The sequence below is a fragment of the Bradyrhizobium sp. S3.7.6 genome, from assembly GCF_054061875.1.
This window is the reverse complement of record NZ_JBSSEQ010000001.1, coordinates 8,493,844-8,510,670: the sequence shown is the minus strand read 5'-3', so window position 1 is coordinate 8,510,670 and position 16,827 is coordinate 8,493,844. Positions and strand designations below refer to the sequence as shown.

Annotated in this window: 16 protein-coding genes; 14 read left to right on the top strand and 2 right to left on the bottom strand. The window is 63.9% G+C overall.

Features of this window, described 5'->3' with window-relative positions; genetic code table 11:
• Positions 1–43 precede the first annotated feature (43 nt).
• Both ACVJ5M_RS41030 and ACVJ5M_RS41025 read left to right on the top strand, forming a co-directional pair.
• Positions 44–670, top strand: coding sequence for a hypothetical protein (locus ACVJ5M_RS41030; protein WP_028151813.1), 627 nt, complete (start codon positions 44–46; stop codon positions 668–670).
• A gap of 14 nt (positions 671–684) precedes the next feature.
• Positions 685–1,305 carry a single stranded DNA-binding domain-containing protein gene (locus ACVJ5M_RS41025; protein WP_063986692.1) on the top strand — a complete coding sequence of 207 codons (621 nt, stop codon included), beginning with the start codon at positions 685–687 and terminating at the stop codon, positions 1,303–1,305.
• A gap of 126 nt (positions 1,306–1,431) precedes the next feature.
• Here the strand turns inward: ACVJ5M_RS41025 and ACVJ5M_RS41020 are convergent, their stop codons facing one another.
• Entirely contained in the window at positions 1,432–2,568 is a 1,137-nt protein-coding gene (locus ACVJ5M_RS41020) for an alpha-hydroxy acid oxidase (RefSeq protein ID WP_014492050.1), read from the bottom strand.
• Between the two features lie 119 nt (positions 2,569–2,687).
• Between ACVJ5M_RS41020 and ACVJ5M_RS41015 the strand changes: the two genes are divergently transcribed.
• The 11 genes from ACVJ5M_RS41015 (at position 2,688) to ACVJ5M_RS40965 (ending at position 14,047) form a co-directional block, all read left to right on the top strand.
• The gene (locus tag ACVJ5M_RS41015) at positions 2,688–2,855 is read left to right on the top strand and encodes a hypothetical protein (protein ID WP_166103414.1); all 168 of its coding nucleotides are present in this window, start codon (positions 2,688–2,690) and stop codon (positions 2,853–2,855) included.
• Between the two features lie 218 nt (positions 2,856–3,073).
• Positions 3,074–4,417: a phosphoglucosamine mutase gene (glmM, locus tag ACVJ5M_RS41010; protein ID WP_063985528.1), complete on the top strand. Its 1,344-nt coding sequence runs from the start codon at positions 3,074–3,076 to the stop codon at positions 4,415–4,417.
• 296 nt (positions 4,418–4,713) lie between these two features.
• Positions 4,714–5,964 (top strand): MFS transporter, encoded by a 1,251-nt coding sequence (locus ACVJ5M_RS41005; RefSeq protein WP_063985527.1) that lies wholly within the window; start codon positions 4,714–4,716, stop codon positions 5,962–5,964.
• Positions 5,965–6,192: 228 nt separating this feature from the next.
• Positions 6,193–7,023: an outer membrane protein gene (locus ACVJ5M_RS41000; RefSeq protein WP_063985526.1), complete on the top strand. Its 831-nt coding sequence runs from the start codon at positions 6,193–6,195 to the stop codon at positions 7,021–7,023.
• Positions 7,024–7,192: 169 nt separating this feature from the next.
• Complete coding sequence (locus ACVJ5M_RS40995; protein WP_063985525.1) at positions 7,193–8,080, top strand: outer membrane protein; 888 nt, start codon at positions 7,193–7,195, stop codon at positions 8,078–8,080.
• A 75-nt stretch (positions 8,081–8,155) separates the two neighbouring features.
• Complete coding sequence (locus tag ACVJ5M_RS40990) at positions 8,156–8,746, top strand: glutathione S-transferase family protein (protein ID WP_063985524.1); 591 nt, start codon at positions 8,156–8,158, stop codon at positions 8,744–8,746.
• 30 nt (positions 8,747–8,776) lie between these two features.
• On the top strand, positions 8,777–9,241 hold the full coding sequence (locus ACVJ5M_RS40985) for a GNAT family N-acetyltransferase (RefSeq protein ID WP_063985523.1): 465 nt from the start codon (positions 8,777–8,779) through the stop codon (positions 9,239–9,241).
• Positions 9,242–9,399: 158 nt separating this feature from the next.
• Positions 9,400–9,606 carry a hypothetical protein gene (locus ACVJ5M_RS40980; RefSeq protein WP_028151806.1) on the top strand — a complete coding sequence of 69 codons (207 nt, stop codon included), beginning with the start codon at positions 9,400–9,402 and terminating at the stop codon, positions 9,604–9,606.
• Positions 9,607–9,685: 79 nt separating this feature from the next.
• Positions 9,686–10,858, top strand: a complete 1,173-nt coding sequence (locus tag ACVJ5M_RS40975) for a phosphoserine transaminase (RefSeq protein ID WP_028151805.1) — start codon at positions 9,686–9,688, stop codon at positions 10,856–10,858.
• A gap of 237 nt (positions 10,859–11,095) precedes the next feature.
• Positions 11,096–12,685 carry a phosphoglycerate dehydrogenase gene (serA, locus tag ACVJ5M_RS40970; protein ID WP_063985521.1) on the top strand — a complete coding sequence of 530 codons (1,590 nt, stop codon included), beginning with the start codon at positions 11,096–11,098 and terminating at the stop codon, positions 12,683–12,685.
• Between the two features lie 189 nt (positions 12,686–12,874).
• Positions 12,875–14,047 (top strand): thiolase family protein, encoded by a 1,173-nt coding sequence (locus ACVJ5M_RS40965; protein WP_063985520.1) that lies wholly within the window; start codon positions 12,875–12,877, stop codon positions 14,045–14,047.
• A 149-nt stretch (positions 14,048–14,196) separates the two neighbouring features.
• On the opposite strand, the gene ACVJ5M_RS40960 is transcribed toward ACVJ5M_RS40965, so the two are convergent.
• Complete coding sequence (locus tag ACVJ5M_RS40960; protein WP_063985519.1) at positions 14,197–15,129, bottom strand: LysR substrate-binding domain-containing protein; 933 nt, start codon at positions 15,127–15,129, stop codon at positions 14,197–14,199.
• A 106-nt stretch (positions 15,130–15,235) separates the two neighbouring features.
• Here ACVJ5M_RS40960 and ACVJ5M_RS40955 point away from each other — a divergent pair, with 106 nt between their 5' ends.
• Positions 15,236–16,678: an MFS transporter gene (locus tag ACVJ5M_RS40955; RefSeq protein ID WP_231143633.1), complete on the top strand. Its 1,443-nt coding sequence runs from the start codon at positions 15,236–15,238 to the stop codon at positions 16,676–16,678.
• The last annotated feature ends 149 nt before the right edge of the window (positions 16,679–16,827 follow it).

Here is a 16,827-nt window from a genome sequence, read left to right as displayed (position 1 = left end):
ACCTCCGGAGTTCTATCCCCGTGGGGACAATCCGGAGACCGTCATGCCTGTTCAACGTGCAACTTTCACACGTCCGCTCATCGCCGTCGCGATGGTGGCCGCTTCCACCCTCTATGCCGTCGCGCAGAGGGCGCCGGTGCCGACGCGCGTTCGCGGCACGATCGAGAGCGTCAATGGCGACACCATGCAGGTCAAGTCGCGCAGCGGCGAGGACGTCAAGCTTCGCATCGCCCCTGACGTGAACGTGTCGGGCGTTACCAAAATTTCACTCGCCGACATCAAGGTCGGCTCCTTCGTCGGCGCCACCACGGTGCCGGGTCCGGACGGCGGCCAGAACGCGGTCGAGGTCCACGTGTTTCCGGAGAGCATGCGCGGCACCGGCGAGGGCTCGCGGCCCTATGACCTCAAGCCGAACTCCACCATGACCAACGCCACGGTGTCGGAGAGCGTGGTCGGCAATGACGGCCATACGCTGCTGGTGAAGTACAAGGACGGCGAGAAGAAGGTGTTCGTCGCCGACAACACGCCGGTCGTGACCTTCGTGCCCGGCGACAAATCCGAGCTGAAGGCCGGCGCAAAAGTCGTCGCCTTCATGAAGCAGCTGCCGGACGGCTCGTTCGAAACCAACCGCGTCAGTGTCGGCCTCGACGGCCTGACACCACCGATGTGATGGAGAATCGCAACATGTCGAAATCAAGCTGGATGCCGCGCCTGTTCGTAGCCGCGTTCGTCGTCACTTCCATGTTCTCCGCCTCGGCGCAGCAGTCGCCGACGGTCCGCATCCGCGGCACCATCGAGAGCGTCGACGGCAACACGCTCGGCATCAAGACGCGCGAAGGCAGCGACGTGAAGGTGCGCATGACCGACAACGTCGCGGTCTTTGCCGTGGTCAAGACGTCGCTCGCGGAGATCAAGGAAGGCTCCTATATCGGCGTCACCGGCATGCCCCAGCCCGACGGCACGCAGAAGGCGATCGCGGTGCACATCTTCCCGGAAAACCAGCGCGGCGCGGCCGAAGGTTTTCGTCCCTGGGATGCGCGCGCGAACTCGACCATGACGAACGCGACCGTGGCGCAGACGGTGGAAGGCACCGACGGCCAGAACATCACCGTCAAGTACAAGGACGGCGAGAAGAAAGTGGTGGTGCCGCCGGATACGCCGATCGTCACCTTCGTCGCCAGCGACAAATCCGAGATCAAGCCCGGCGCCAAGCTGATCATCTTCGGCGCGGCGAAGAAGGAGGACGGCTCGCTGGAAGCCAACCGGGTGAACGTCGGTCGCGACGGGATTACGCCGCCGATGTGAGGGACTAGCGCTGAACTCGTAGGGTGGGCAAAGGCGCACTTGCGCCGTGCCCACCACGCTCCTGTGTTTCGCGAAAGTTGGTGGGCACGCTTCGCTTTGCCCACCCTACGGTGTTGCCGCTACGCCTCACACCGCAATGATGTGATCGTCGATCTCGTCGATCCTGTTGACGCCGCACAGGCCCATGGTCGTGAGCAGCTCCTTCTGGATGATGTCGATCGCCTTGGCGACGCCGGCCTGGCCGCCGGCACCGAGGCCATGGGCGTAGGCGCGGCCGATCATGCAGGACTTTGCGCCGAGCGCGAGCGCGCGCATCACGTCCTGGCCGGAGCGGACACCGCCGTCGAACATGATCTCCATCTGCGAGCCGACCGCGTCGACGATCTCCGGCAGTGCCTCGATCGAGGACGGCGCGCCGTCGAGCTGACGGCCGCCATGGTTGGAGACGACCAGCGCCTGGGCGCCGGTCTTCGCAGCGAGCTCGGCGTCCTCGACGTCGAGGATGCCCTTCAGGATCAGCTTGCCCGGCCAGATGCTGCGGATCCACTCGATGTCGTTCCAGTTCAGCGAGGTGTCGAACTGCGAGTTGATCCAGGTCGACAGCGACGTGATGTCGTCGCTGACCTTCAGATGACCGGCGAGATTGCCGAAGGTGCGGCGCTTGCCCTGCAGCACGCCCGACACCCAGGCCGGCTTGGTGGCGAAATCGATCAGCTTCGACAGCGACCATTCCGGCGGCACCGTCATGCCGTTCTTGATGTCCTGGTGGCGCTGGCCGATCACCTGGAGATCGACGGTCAGCACGAGCGCGCTGCATTTCGCCGCCATCGCGCGCTGGATCAATTCCTTGATGAAGCCGCGGTCCTTCATCACGTAGAGCTGGAACCAGAACGGCTTCTCGACATTGGCGGCGATGTCCTCGATCGAGCAGATCGACATCGTCGACTGCGTGAACGGGATGCCGGCGGCCTGCGCGGCGCGACAGGCGTGAATCTCGCCGTCGCCATGCTGCATGCCCAGGAGGCCGACGGGCGCCAATATCAACGGCATGGTCGACGACTCGCCGAGGATCATGGTCGAGGTGTCGCGCCTGGAGACGTCGACCAGGACGCGCTGGCGGAACTTGATCGCCTGCATGTCCTCGCGGTTGGCGCGCAGCGTTTCCTCGGCATAGGAGCCGCGGTCGCAATAGTCGAAGAACGCCTTCGGCACGCGGCGCTGATGCAGCGTGCGAAGATCGTCGATACAGGTGATGTGCTTCATGAACGTTTCCCCGGCCCGTCTTGCATCAGAAGTCTTGCTTCAGAAGTCTTGCATCGGAAGATCGAGGGGTCATCTAGCATGGTTGGATGCACAGCCAAATCGTTTGGGAGGAGGGCGCCATGAGCAAACCGCGCGGCCAGCCGACACCGGAAGAGATCAAGGAGAAGCAGGATCTCGACGACGCGCTGGAGGAGGGTCTGGAAGAGACCTTCCCGGGGTCCGATCCCGTCAACGTCACCCAGCCGGCGCCGAGCCGCCAGGACGGCCATGTGAAGCGCTCCGACTAGGGGCGGGTTCCGCTCCGTTCCGCCCTGTCGGCCGGAAATATAGTGCTAACAATAAGTTACCGGGGCGCCTTGGGCCCGGTCCCGTAATGATTAATCACATTTTTTGAAGCCAAGTTGGCCGCGAAGGCATTATAACGTCTCAGCAAATCAGGGATGCGGGTCCCTTTCGGGCATCCCGTAGTTGTAGAGGGGTCCCTGGTTGTTGCGTGGGGGACGATATGAGCCGCAAATATTTCGGGACGGACGGGATCCGGGGCCGCGCCAACGGACTGATCACGCCGGAGCTCGCGCTCAAGGTCGGCCAGGCCGCAGGCCTTGCGTTTCAGCGTGGTGACCATCGCCACCGGGTCGTGATCGGCAAGGACACGCGTCTGTCCGGCTACATGATCGAATATGCGATGGTCGCGGGTTTTACCTCGGTCGGCATGGACGTGCTGCTGGTCGGCCCGATGCCGACGCCGGCGGTGGCGATGCTGACCAAGTCGATGCGCGCCGATCTCGGCGTGATGATCTCGGCCTCGCACAATCTGTTCGAGGACAACGGCATCAAGCTGTTCGGCCCGCAGGGCTTCAAGCTCTCCGACGACGTCGAGAAGCAGATCGAGCAGCTGCTCGACGAATCCCTCGACAAGCGGCTCGCTCAGAGCGCGAGCCTCGGCCGCGCCCGCCGTATCGACGGCGTGCATGACCGCTACATCGAATTCGCCAAGCGCACGCTGCCGCGCGATCTCTCGCTCGACGGCCTGCGCGTCGTGGTCGATTGCGCCAACGGCGCCGCTTACAGGGTGGTGCCGGAAGCGCTGTGGGAATTGGGCGCCGACGTCGTGCCGATCGGCGTCGAGCCCGACGGTTTCAACATCAACAAGGAATGCGGCTCGACCTCGCCGGAAACGCTGTCGAAGAAGGTGCGCGAGATGCGCGCCGACATCGGCATCGCGCTCGATGGCGACGCCGATCGCGTCATCCTGGTCGACGAGCGCGGCCACACCGTCGACGGCGACCAGCTGCTCGCGGTGATCGCGCAGAGCTGGAAGGAAGACGGCCGGCTGTCGCGGCCGGGCATCGTCGCCACCGTGATGTCCAATCTCGGCCTCGAACGCTTCCTCAAGGGGCAGGGGCTCGATCTCGTGCGCACGCCGGTCGGCGACCGCTACGTGCTCGAGCAGATGCTGAAAGGCGGCTACAATCTCGGCGGCGAGCAGTCCGGCCACATCATCCTGTCCGACTATGCCACCACCGGCGACGGCTTCGTTGCGGCGCTGCAGGTGCTGGCCGTGGTGCAGAAGCTGCGCCGGCCGGTGTCGGAGGTCTGCCACCGTTTCGACCCGCTGCCGCAGATCCTGAAGAACGTCCGCTACAAGAGCGGCAAGCCGCTCGAGGATTCCGACGTCAAATCCGCGATCTCCGACGGCGAGAAGCGGCTCAACGGCCACGGCCGCCTTCTGATCCGCTCGTCCGGCACCGAGCCCGTGATCCGCGTCATGGGCGAGGGCGAGGACCGCCTGCTGGTCGAGGACGTCGTCGACACCATCGTCTCCGCGCTCGGACAGGCGGCGGCCTGAGGCGCATCGCTACGCGAAGCACGATCGTAGCCCGGATGGAGCGCAGCGAAATCCGGGGATCGCGCTCGCGGACATAGACGTCCCGGATTACGCTTCGCTCCATCCGGGCTACGAAATCCCGGACCCTCATGGTGAGGAGCCCGCCAACGGCGGGCGTCTCGAACCAAGCAGGGCGTGTCGCCTCGCGGTGAATCCGGCACGTGCATTCCAGCCATCGACGATTGGCGGTGGATCGGCCGCAGCCGGCATCGTAGTTAGGCGGTGCGGCAATCTGCCGTGCCCGCCAGGATGCTCCATTGAACAAGCCTGTCGTCGTCTCCGAGGAAACGCTGACCGAACCGGTCGTCGTCAGCGACGTGGCGCCCGCCGCACGGGCTGCCGCAGGACCGGCCTATGTCGTGCTCGCCGGCATCAGCTTCTCGCACTTCCTCAACGACACCATGCAGTCGCTGATCGCCTCGGTGTATCCGATCCTGAAGGACACCTACGCGCTCGACTTCGCGCAGATCGGCATGATCACGCTGGCCTTCCAGTTCACGGCCTCGCTGCTCCAGCCGGTGGTCGGGCACTACACCGACAAGAAGGCGCAGCCCTATTCGCTGTCGATCGGCATGGCCTCGACCTTCTTCGGCCTGCTGCTGCTCAGCGCCGCGCACCAATATCTCGTCATCCTGATTGCTGCCGCGCTGGTCGGCCTCGGCTCGGCGGTGTTTCATCCTGAATCCGCGCGCATCGCGCGGCTCGCCTCCGGCGGTCGCTACGGTTTTGCGCAATCGGTGTTCCAGCTCGGCGGCAGCTTCGGCACGTCGATGGGGCCGGTGCTGGCGGCGTTGATCGTGGTGCCGTTCGGGCAGGGCAGCATCGCATGGTTCTCCTCGATCGCGTTCCTCGCGATCCTCATCCTCTGGCGCATCGGCCGCTGGTATGAGCCGCAGATCAAGGCGAAGAAGACGGCGACGGTTCAGGCCCATCCCGACGCGCCGAGCTCGCGCCGCGTCGCGGTCGCGCTTGCCGTGCTGGTGGCGCTCTTGTTCTCGAAGCAGCTCTACGTCTCGAGCCTGTCGAGCTACTACATCTTCTATCTGATCGACCGCTTCGGCGTGTCGACGCAGGCGGCGCAGATCTATCTTTTCATCTTCCTTGCCGCGAATGCGGTCGGCGCGTTCTTCGGCGGTCCGCTGGGCGATCGCTTCGGCCGCAAGATCGTGATCTGGATCTCGATCCTCGGTGCGCTGCCGTTCACGCTGGCGCTGCCCTATGCCGGGCTCTATGCGAGCGCGGTGCTGTCGGTGATCATCGGCTTGATCATCTCCTCGACGACGTCGTCGATCATCGTGTTCGCGCAGGAACTGGTGCCGCACCGCTTCGGCATGATCTCGGGCGTGTTCTTCGGCGTTGCCTTCGGCATCGGCGGTCTGGGTGCCGCCGTGCTCGGCAAGCTCGCCGATCATACCTCGATCGAGTTCGTCTACCAGGTTTGTGCCTGGCTGCCGGCGATCGGCCTGCTTGCGGTGTTCCTGCCCAAGCTGCCGCGGCACCTGCGTTAACAAATCCTGCTTCGCTGCGTTGCGGCTTCATCAATCGTTAGCAATTGGTGCGTCGGGGCGCCGCATTTTTGCAACGCTTCTGCCGCATGCGCGCGAGTGGTGAGAAAAAATCAACCTTAAAAATTAGGGTTAAGTGGCGCTTAAACATTTGGTGCCATCGTCTTCCCGTGAGTTTCCAGAACGTGGGGCGTCAGCATTTTGCCTCACCGGCCATAAGGACGAAGCCAAATGCGTAGCGTTAAGTCTCTCCTTGCCGCAGGTGCGGCGACCCTCATCTCTTCGATGGCGTTCGCCGCCGATATGCCGATCGCCGCTCCGCCTCCCATGTACGCGCCGCCGGCTCCGCCCGCCGACTTCGGCGGCTGGTATCTCCGCGGCGACATCGGCATGACCAACCAGAGCGCCAAGCGGATCGACAGCGCGACCGCGCAGACGTTCCCGACGACCACGGTGGGACTCGGCTTCGACTCCTCGCCGCTGTTCGACCTCGGCGTCGGCTATCGCTTCAACAACTGGTTCCGCGCCGACGTGATCGGCCAGTATCGCGGCAGGGCCAATCTGCACGGTGCGGACAACGTCATCGCACCCGGCTTCGTCGGGTCCGACAGCTACTCCGGTAGCAAGTCGGAGTGGGTCGTCATGGCGAATGCCTATGTCGATCTCGGCACCTGGTGGTGTATCACCCCGTTCGTCGGTGCTGGTGTCGGCGGCTCCTACAACAAGCTCAGTGGATTCCGTGACGACGGCATTCAGATCGCTGGCGGCGTGCCGTCCAGCAGCGCAACCTACTTTGCCGACAACGGTAAGTGGAATTTCGCCTGGGCCGCCCACGCCGGTCTTGCCTACAAGGTCAGCCCCGGCTTCACCGTCGAACTCGCCTACAGCTACATGGATCTCGGCGACGCCAATCCCGGCAACTTCCGCGCCTACGACAATAGCATCTCGGGTCCGTCGACGATCAAGATCAAGGATATCACTTCGCATGACGTGAAACTCGGCGTGCGTTGGGATCTGAGCAGCCCGCCGACCTACATGCCGCCGCTCGTCACCAAAGGCTGATCGTCAGTTCCATCGCTTAACGTCTCTTAACGGCGCGGGATCATCCCGCGCCGTTTTGCTTTGCATTTTTTTTCATGGCGAGCGGCGACGAAAACGTCAGGCGCAACCATTGGTTAAGGTTAACGAGCCATGATCACGAGTGAAAGTTCGAGTTCGATGGAGCGTTGCAATGCGTAGGCTGATGTTGGCAGCGGCGATGTTGGGGACGGTGTCTGCCGCGCAAGCGGCCGACATGCCGGATCTGCCCATCCTGCGCGGCGGCTTCACCGACGGCCTGTCGAAGACGACGCGCAACTGGGACGGCGTCTATGCCGGCGGCAGCTTCGGCTACTCCTCGGCATCGACCGATTTCAGCCAGAGCGTCGTCGGCCTGACCAATTTCATCTTCCGCGACAGCGTGCTGCAAGGGCCGACGTCGTCGTGGTCGCTCCTCAACAAGACCACGACGCAAGGCGCAAATTTCGGCGGCTTCGTCGGCCGCAACTGGCAATGGTACGATGCCGTTCTCGGCCTCGAGGGCACCTACACCTATTTCAACAAGATTTCCTCGCAGTCGTCCGGCTCCAATTCGCTCGATATCGTCAACCCGCCTGGTGACGTCCAGCCCACCGGCGTGACCAACCACTATCTCACGACATTGACCGGCACCGCCGCAGCGACCGTCAAGGACATGGTCACGCTCCGCGGGCGCGTGGGTTGGGACGGTGGCGATTTCATGCCTTACGCGTTCGCCGGCGCGGCCGTCGGCCGCATGGACGTCTCCCGCACCGTGACGAGCGATGTGAAGCTGCGTCAGGATGCGACCGTGCAGGACGCATTCGGTAACGTCATCACCATCATCGGAACGCCGCACCAGGTTTTGGCGCAGTCGCAGACGCAGACCCAGCACAGGACCAACAATTTCGTGGTCGGCTGGACCGCCGGTCTCGGACTGGAATACTGCCTGTGGGAAGGATTGTTCGCACGGGTGGAATATGAATACGTGAAGTTCTCTCCCGTCATGAACACGTCGGTGACGCTGAACAATGCGCGCGTCGGGCTCGGTTACAAGTTCTGACGCTGCTTCGCCGCGCCGCGGTTGACAGGTTCCCTCCGTCCTGATGCTCTGTCGCTCCAAAACGGGGCGACGGCGATGAAGATCTACGGCGACACCAATTCCGGCAATTGTCTCAAGGTGAAGTGGGTCTGCGACAAGCTCGCATTGCCCTACGACTGGATCGAAATCGACACCCGCAAGGGTGAGACGCGCACGCCGCAATTCCTGAAAATGAACGGCGCCGGCCAGGTGCCCACTGTCGCCTTCGACGACGGCCGCACGCTGGCGCAGTCCAATGCCATCATCCGCTATCTCGCCCGCGACAGCGCGCTCGTTCCGCGCGATACCTTCACTGCGGCCAAGATGGACGAATGGCTGTTCTGGGAGCAGTACAGCCACGAGCCCTATATCGCGGTGTGCCGCTTCCAGCTGGTCTATCTCGGCAAGGATGCGTCCGAGCTCGATCCTGACAAGGTCAAGCGCGGCTATGCGGCGCTCGACCGCATGGAGCAGCATCTTGCGGCAAGCCGCTTCTTCGCCGGCGAGGAAGTTTCGCTCGCCGACGTCTCGCTGCTCGCCTATACCCGCCTCGCGCATGAAGGTGGCTTCGATCTCGGCCGCCATGCCGCCATCCGCCGCTGGATCGGCGAGGCCGAAGCCTGGCTCGGCCTTCCACCGGCGCGCTGAGAGTCGCGCTGATTCTTGGAGTTTCCCGACATGAACGAGAAGTCCGTCTCCATCCGTCCCGCGCGCCGCGAGGACGTTGCGGCGATCGTCGCCATGCTTGCCGACGATCATCTCGGGCGCGCCCGCGAGCGCGTGGAGGATCCGCTGCCTGAGTCCTATTACCAGGCGTTCGAGCGGGTCGCGCGCGATCAAAATCTCACGCTCGTGGTCGCAGAGAGCGAGGGCAGGGTGGTCGGCTGCCTGCAGCTTGCGATCTTGCCGGGCATCAGCACGCAAGGCGGCATCCGCGGTCTGCTCGAAGATGTCCGCGTTGCTTCCGATTGTCGCAGCCGCGGCATCGGCGAGCAGCTGGTGCAATGGGCGGTCGCGGAAGCGAAAGCGCGCGGCTGCAATCTGGTCGAACTGCTGACGCATCAGACGCGAACAGACGCGCAGCGCTTCTACAAGCGGCTCGGGTTCGCTGCGAGTCACGTCGGTATGACTGTCCGCTTTTGACGCAGCTCGTCGCGAGCCTTGCGCGATCAGCAAATTCGGATCGCGCATTCGTTCATATTAAGAGCCGGTAAACTACCCAGCCGTCGTTCACGTTGAGCCGGGAACGAACGGTGCTACGGCAGCGTCAGACACCGGGCTCGGTCGGTTCGGGGATTTCGATGACAAGCTATTCCATGATCAAAGTCGGCAACGATTACGTCGTGCAGGCCAATGACAAATGCATTTTGAAAGTCGGCAGCCGCCGTCGTGCCGCGCAATTGATCAGCGATGCCACGGACTTGCTGAACGCGCTTGCCGTGGTCGAATCCCCCAAGATTGCGCCGGAAGCGCCTTCACTCCAGCGTGAGACGCCGGAACTTCCTTGACGACTCTTCCCGTTTCCCGTATCAGCCGCGGCGGGACACCTCCCCCCAACGGGAGGCTTACTATCTGGAAGGGTAGATCATGACTGTAGCGAAGCCCGCTTCGCGGCCGAACGTGCCGCATTTCTCCTCCGGCCCCTGCGCCAAGCGCCCCGGCTGGAACGCCCAAAATCTCAAGGACGCAGCGCTCGGCCGTTCGCATCGCGCGAAGGTCGGCAAGACCAAGCTCAAGCTCGCGATCGATCTGACGCGCGAAGTGCTTGAAGTGCCCGCCGATTATCGCATCGGCATCGTGCCGGCGTCCGACACCGGCGCGGTCGAGATGGCGCTGTGGTCGCTGCTCGGTGCGCGGCCCGTCACCACGCTCGCCTGGGAATCCTTCGGCGAGGGCTGGGTCAGCGACATCGTCAAGGAATTGAAGCTCAAGGACGTCACCAAGCTCAACGCTGCCTACGGTGAAATCCCCGATCTCTCGAAGGTCGATCCCAACAGCGACGTCGTGTTCACCTGGAACGGCACCACGTCAGGCGTGCGCGTACCGAACGCCGACTGGATCAGCGCGACCCGCGAAGGCCTGACCATTTGCGACGCCACCTCGGCCGCGTTTGCGCAGCCGCTCGACTGGGCCAAGCTCGACGTCGTCACCTTCTCCTGGCAGAAGGCGCTCGGCGGCGAAGCCGCGCACGGCATGCTGATCCTGTCGCCCCGCGCGGTGGAGCGGCTCGAGACCTACAAGCCGGCCTGGCCGCTGCCGAAGATCTTCCGCATGACCAAGGGCGGCAAGATCAACGAAGGCATCTTCGTCGGCGAGACCATCAACACGCCGTCGATGCTGTGCGTCGAGGATTATCTCGATGCGCTGAACTGGGCCAAGTCGATCGGCGGCCTGAAGGCGCTGATCGCGCGCGCCGACGCCAACACCAAGGTGCTGGCCGACTGGAAGGCGAAGACGCCCTGGATCGACTTCCTGGCCAAGGACGCCGCGATCCGCTCCAACACCTCGGTGTGCCTGAAGTTCACCGATCCCGCGATCACCTCGCTCTCCGAGGACGCGCAGGCCGACTTCTCCAAGAAGCTGGTCGCGCTGGTCGAGAAGGAAGGCGCGGGCTACGACTTCGCCTACTACCGCGATGCGCCGGCCGGCCTGCGCATCTGGTGCGGCGCCACCGTCGAGGCGAAGGACGTCGAGCTCTTGACCCAGTGGATCGACTGGGCCTTCGCCGAGACCAAGGCACAGCTCGCCAAGGCAGCTTAGTTTTTTCACCTCTCCCCGTTCTTACGGGGAGAGGTCGGATCGCGCCTGGCGATGCGAAGCATCGTCCAGCAGCAATCCGGGTGAGGGGCTCTCTCCGCTTGCACCTTCGCCTGTGGCTGCCGCTCACCCCAACCCTCGCCCCGTAAGAACGGGGAGAGGGGGAAGACAAAGCTTCTTCACTCAATTCCGGCCGTCGCAGGCCGATCCTCCCGTTAGGGAAGGCGAAGGATCATCCCCATGACCAAACCCAAAGTTCTCATTTCCGACGCGCTCTCTCCCGCTGCCGTGCAGATCTTCAAGGATCGCGGTGTCGAGGTCGACTTCCAGCCCAACCTCGGCAAGGACAAGGACAAGCTTGCCGAGATCATCGGCAATTACGACGGTCTCGCCATCCGCTCCGCGACCAAGGCGACCGCAAAAATCCTCGAGAAGGCGACCAACCTCAAGGTGATCGGTCGCGCCGGCATCGGCGTCGACAATGTCGAGATTCCCGCCGCCACGGCCAAGGGCATCATCGTGATGAACACGCCGTTCGGCAATTCGATCACGACCGCCGAGCACGCCATCACGCTGATGCTTGCGCTCGCCCGCGAGATCCCGCAGGCCGACGCTTCGACCCAGGCCGGCAAGTGGGAGAAGAACCGCTTCATGGGCGTCGAGATCACCGGCAAGGTGCTCGGTGTCGTCGGTTGCGGCAACATCGGCTCGATCGTGGCCGACCGCGCGCTCGGCCTGCGCATGAAGGTCGTCGCCTTCGATCCGTTCCTGTCGCCGGAGCGCGCCAAGGACATCGGTGTCGAGAAGGTCGAGCTCGACGACCTCTTGAAGCGCGCCGATTTCATCACGCTGCACACCCCGCTCACAGAGAAGACGAAGAACATCATCGACGCATCCGCGATCGCCAAGATGAAGAAGGGCGTGCGCCTGATCAACTGCGCCCGCGGCGGCCTCGTCGACGAGCAGGCGGTGGTCGATGCGCTGAACTCCAAGCACATTGCGGGTGCCGCTTTCGACGTCTTCGTCGAGGAGCCGGCGAACGCGAACGTGCTGTTCGGCCATCCCAACGTGATCTGCACGCCGCATCTCGGCGCCTCCACCACGGAAGCGCAGGAGAACGTCGCGCTCCAGGTCGCCGAGCAGATGTCGGATTACCTGCTCACCGGCGCGATCTCGAATGCCGTCAACTTCCCGTCGATCACGGCTGAAGAAGCGCCGAAGCTGAAGCCGTTCATTTCGCTCGCCGAGAAGCTCGGCTCGTTCGCCGGCCAGCTGACCGAATCCGGCATCCTCAAGGTGCAGATCACCTATGAGGGCCACGTCGCCGAGATGAAGATCAAGGCGATCACCTCGGCCGTGCTGTCGGGCCTGCTGCGGCCGATGCTGGGCGAGGTCAACGTGGTGTCCGCCCCCGTCGTCGCCAAGGAGCGCGGCATGGTGGTGGACGAGATCGTGCGCGCCGCCCAGAGCGACTATGAGAGCCTGATTACCGTCACGGTGGCGACGGAGCGCCAGGAGCGCTCGGTCTCCGGCACCGTGTATCATGACGGAAAGCCGCGCCTCGTCGACGTCAAGGGCATCCGCGTCGACGCCGAGTTCGGCAAGTCGATGATCTACGTGACCAACGAGGACAAGCCGGGCTTCATCGGCAAGTTCGCGAGCCTGCTGGGCGACGCCAAGATCAACATCGCGACCTTCCATCTCGGCCGCGTCGCGCCGGGCTCCGATGCCATCGCGCTGATCGAGGTCGATGGCGTCGTGCCGCCCGATCTGCTCGCCAAGGTGCAGGCCCTGCCGCAGGTCAAGCAGGTCAAGGCACTGACGTTCTGAGGCGCTCGCGCGCCACGGAATGACGGCCGTCATATATTCCGACCTGCGGAACAACCACGCCGCCCTCCCGAGAGGGCGGCGTTTTTGTTAATGCTGCGGCCCGCTTTATTTCTCCCAAGCCAGTCGAACTTTGTGTACCAATGGCGTCCAGGACGCTCCGTTCAAAATCGTTCGAAAAGGGAGAAGACAATGCGTGAAGCCGTCATCGTTTCCTATGCACGCACGGGCCTCGCCAAGTCCGGCCGCGGCGGGTTCAACATCACGCCGCCGATGTCGCTGGCCGCGCATGCCATTCATCACGCGGTCGACCGCGCCGGCGTCGAGAAGGACTATGTCGAGGATTGCTATCTCGGCAATTGCGCCCATGGCGCGCCGAACATCGGCCGGCAGGCCGCGCTGCTCGCCGGCCTGCCGACGACCACGGCCGGCGTCTCCGTGAACCGCTTCTGCTCGTCGGGCCTGCAGACCATCGCGATGGCCGCCAACTCGATCCGCTCCGACGGCGCCGACTGCATCGTTGCCGGCGGCGTCGAGAGCATCTCGATCCCGGGCGGCGGCTCGCCGAAGGAATCGATCGATCCGGAGCTGCTCAAGGTCGCACCCGATATCTTCATGGCGATGATCGACACCGCCGACATCGTCGCCGAGCGCTACAAGCTCAGCCGCGAATACCAGGACGAGTTCTCGCTGGAATCGCAGCGCCGCATGGCCGCGGCCCAGCAGGCGAACAAGTTCAAGGACGAGATCGTCCCGATGAAGACCAAAATGAAGGTCGTCGACAAGGCGACCAAGGCGGAATCGATCGTCGACTACGTCGTCGATCGCGATGAGTGCAATCGTCCTGAAACCACGCTGGAAGGATTGGCAAAACTCGAGCCGGTGAAGGGCCCCGGCAAGTTCGTCACCGCCGGCAATGCCAGCCAGCTCTCGGACGGCGCCGCCGCCGTGGTGCTGATGGAAGCCAAGGATGCCGAGAAGCGCGGCCTCAAGCCGCTCGGCCGGTTCGTCGCCTGGGCAACGGCCGGCTGCGAGCCGGACGAGATGGGCATCGGCCCGGTGTTCGCGATCCCGAAGCTGCTGAAGCGCACCGGCCTGAAGATCGACGACATCGATCTGTGGGAGCTCAACGAGGCCTTCGCCAGCCAGTGCCTCTACTCGCGCGACAAGCTCGGCATCGATCCCGCCAAGTACAACGTCAACGGCGGCTCGATCGCGATCGGTCATCCCTTTGGCATGACCGGCGCGCGTCTCACCGGCCACATCCTCCAGGAAGGTGCGCGCCGCAAGGCCAAGTGGGGCGTCGTGACCATGTGCATCGGCGGCGGCCAGGGTGGCGCCGGCCTGTTCGAGATCTACAGCTGAGCCAGGCCACGTGAATGAGAAAGGCACGGCGCCGCAAGCGCCGTGCCTTTTTCGTTGCAGCAATCGCCTCAAGCTCGAGGTCAGCAGGTTCCTGGACACGGTGCGCGGCATGATCGCGCGCCGCTCGCGACAGCAAGACGCATCTTGGACTAGGCAGCCGACATATTCTTCACGGTCGTCTCGGCTTGCTCGGCGAGCCAGTTCACGAACAATTCGACGCTGCGATCGCCGATCAGATCGGCTGGCCACTGGGCAACCTGAATTTTTGTGCACTCGACTGTGGGGTAATTGGCGAGTGCGGACACGAGGCGTCCAGACGAAACCGCATCTGCGATCAGAAGCGAGCGCCCCAGTGTCACGCCGGCCCCCTCGGCCGCAGCCGACATGCACATTCCCATGTCGTCCAGCGTCAGGCTGCCGGCGGCAGCGCCCGATTTCGGCAATCCCAGGCGTCTGAACCAGGAGGGCCAGCCCCAGTCGCCGGTCGCGTTGTCGCCTTTGTGGATGAGCGGCAGGGCCAGCAGGCCGTCGGGGTCGGTCAAGGGACGCCGCCGGGGCAACAGGTGCGGCGCGCAGACGGGAAAGATCCGCTCCCAAAACAGCGGCAATTGCGTCGACGTCCGCCGTGCGTCTTCGCTCGCGTTCCAGACAATTCGCACGTCGAGCGGCCGCCTTGAGCTGTCCCCTGTCTCCAGTGGTTTGAGATCAACGTTGATCGACGGATGTCGCGCCGTAAAGTCCGGCAGACGGCGGACGAGCCACCATGTTGCCAACGCCGAGCTCGCGCCCACGCGCAACGTCGTTCGGTTCGAGCGCCGCCGCACCTGAGCATCCAGCGCACCAAGCGCGTCGAGTGCTGCCGCAAGCTCCTGCCTGAGCTGCGCGCCGGCGGGTGTTATCCCGATCCCCGGGTTCTGCCGTTGCAACAATGCGACCCCGAAATGGTCCTCCAGCTTTCGGATCTGATGGCTGACCGCACTCTGTGTGACGCCCAGCTCCGCCGCGGCGCGTGTGAATGAACCATGGCGGGTGACGGCGTCGAACGCGACGAGGGGTGCGAAGGGTGGCAAGCGGCGTGGCATCTCGGTCTCCTCAAGCCATGATACAGATTCATGAGCTTTTGAGGAACCATCATTCGACCAGAGCCTGTTGCCCGGCCATCCATGCTCGATGGAGGCCGCAACGATCATGCTCGACAAACCCCAGCAGAATGATGATGAAACGCGGAGCGCCAGTTGGCGTGCCGACGACGGCCATCGCGGCAATCGCATGTCCCTGGAAACGGCGACGCTGCTTGCAGCGTGCTTGAGCGGCTTTCTGTTTCAAGTCGACCTGACCGCTCTGGCAGCTGCCTTGCCCGACATTGGCCGCGACCTCGGCGCCGCTTCCGCGCGAGCGGCCTGGGCCATCGACGTCTATAGCCTTGCCTTGATCTTCTGTCTGCCGATTGCAGGTAGCCTTGCCGACAGATACGGACGCGTTCAAATGTTCACTTGGGGTGCAGGGCTGTTTGGCCTGGCTTCTCTGCTGTGTGCGTGCGCGACCACGTTCGACGTTCTGCTGACATTCCGCACATTGCAAGGTATCGCCGGTGCTTGCATCACCAGCACCTCGTCCGCCCTCCTTGCCGGTGCCTACGAGGGGCCTCGCCGTGCGCGGGCGTTTGGACTTTGGGGCACGATCGTCGGTGCCTCGATGGTCGCTGGCCCGCCGCTCGGATCGTTGCTGGCCGATACGATCGGGTGGCGTTGGATTTTTTGGGTCAACTTGCCGCTTTGCGCACTCTTGGTTGTTCTGGTGCTGTGCAGAATTGGCAATGGGCTCGACCAGCAGCGTTCGAGCGCCAAGGTGGATTGGCTCGGTGCCGGCCTTCTTGCGATCACGTCGGCGACGCTCGCGTTTATGTTGCTGGAAGCGCCCGCGCTCGGCGGCATCGCGTCGGCGACGTTCCTGGCGGGCCTCGCCGCTTCGGGGATTGCGCTGCTTTTGTTCGTTTGGGTGGAACGCCGGCACCCCAACCCGGCGTTCGATCTCAAGCTGTTCGGATCCCGGCAATTCATCGCGATGTGCCTCGTCCCGATCGCGGGATCGACCGGATTCTGGTCGCTGCTCGTCTACGTGCCGCAATTGGCGCGCGGACCATTGGGACTCAGTCCGCTCGGGGCGGGCTGGCTCCTGGTCGCGCTCACGTTGCCGATGATGGTGTTGCCGCGCTATGGCGCGGCCTTGACGACCCGCATCCCGTCACGGTCGTTCTTCTGTGGTGGTCTCGCTCTTATCGGCGTGGCTGACCTGGCGCTTGGCGCGATCTCCGGCGCACATGCGGGGCCGGGCACGCTGGCCATGACCGTCATCGCGTTGCTGGTCAGCGGATCAGGCTGTGCCGTGATCAACGCTCAGATCACCGCCGCCGCCGTGTCGGCGGTTCCCGGCGATCGTGCGGCGACCGCATCGGCCATTTGCGTCACGATGCGGCAAATCGGTTTCAGCTTCGGGATCGCGCTTCTGGGCGCGGCCCTGCAACTCAGCCCGAATGGCGACTATCTCGCCGCGTTCATCGTTGCAGGCGCATCGACCCTTGCCCTGACCGCCATCGTCTATTGGCTCATGGACGGGAAACAGGCTGCATAGCGGCGCGCGCCGTGCCCTTTTTGCTTGGGCTTTGCCAGAGAGCGAGATGAGTTTTGGTTGAACAGTAAGGGACGCGCCGCTCTCTCGCTCCCTCACCCCGCTCCTACGGGGAGAGGGTGGGGTGAGGGGCTGTCTCCACAGGCTTGATT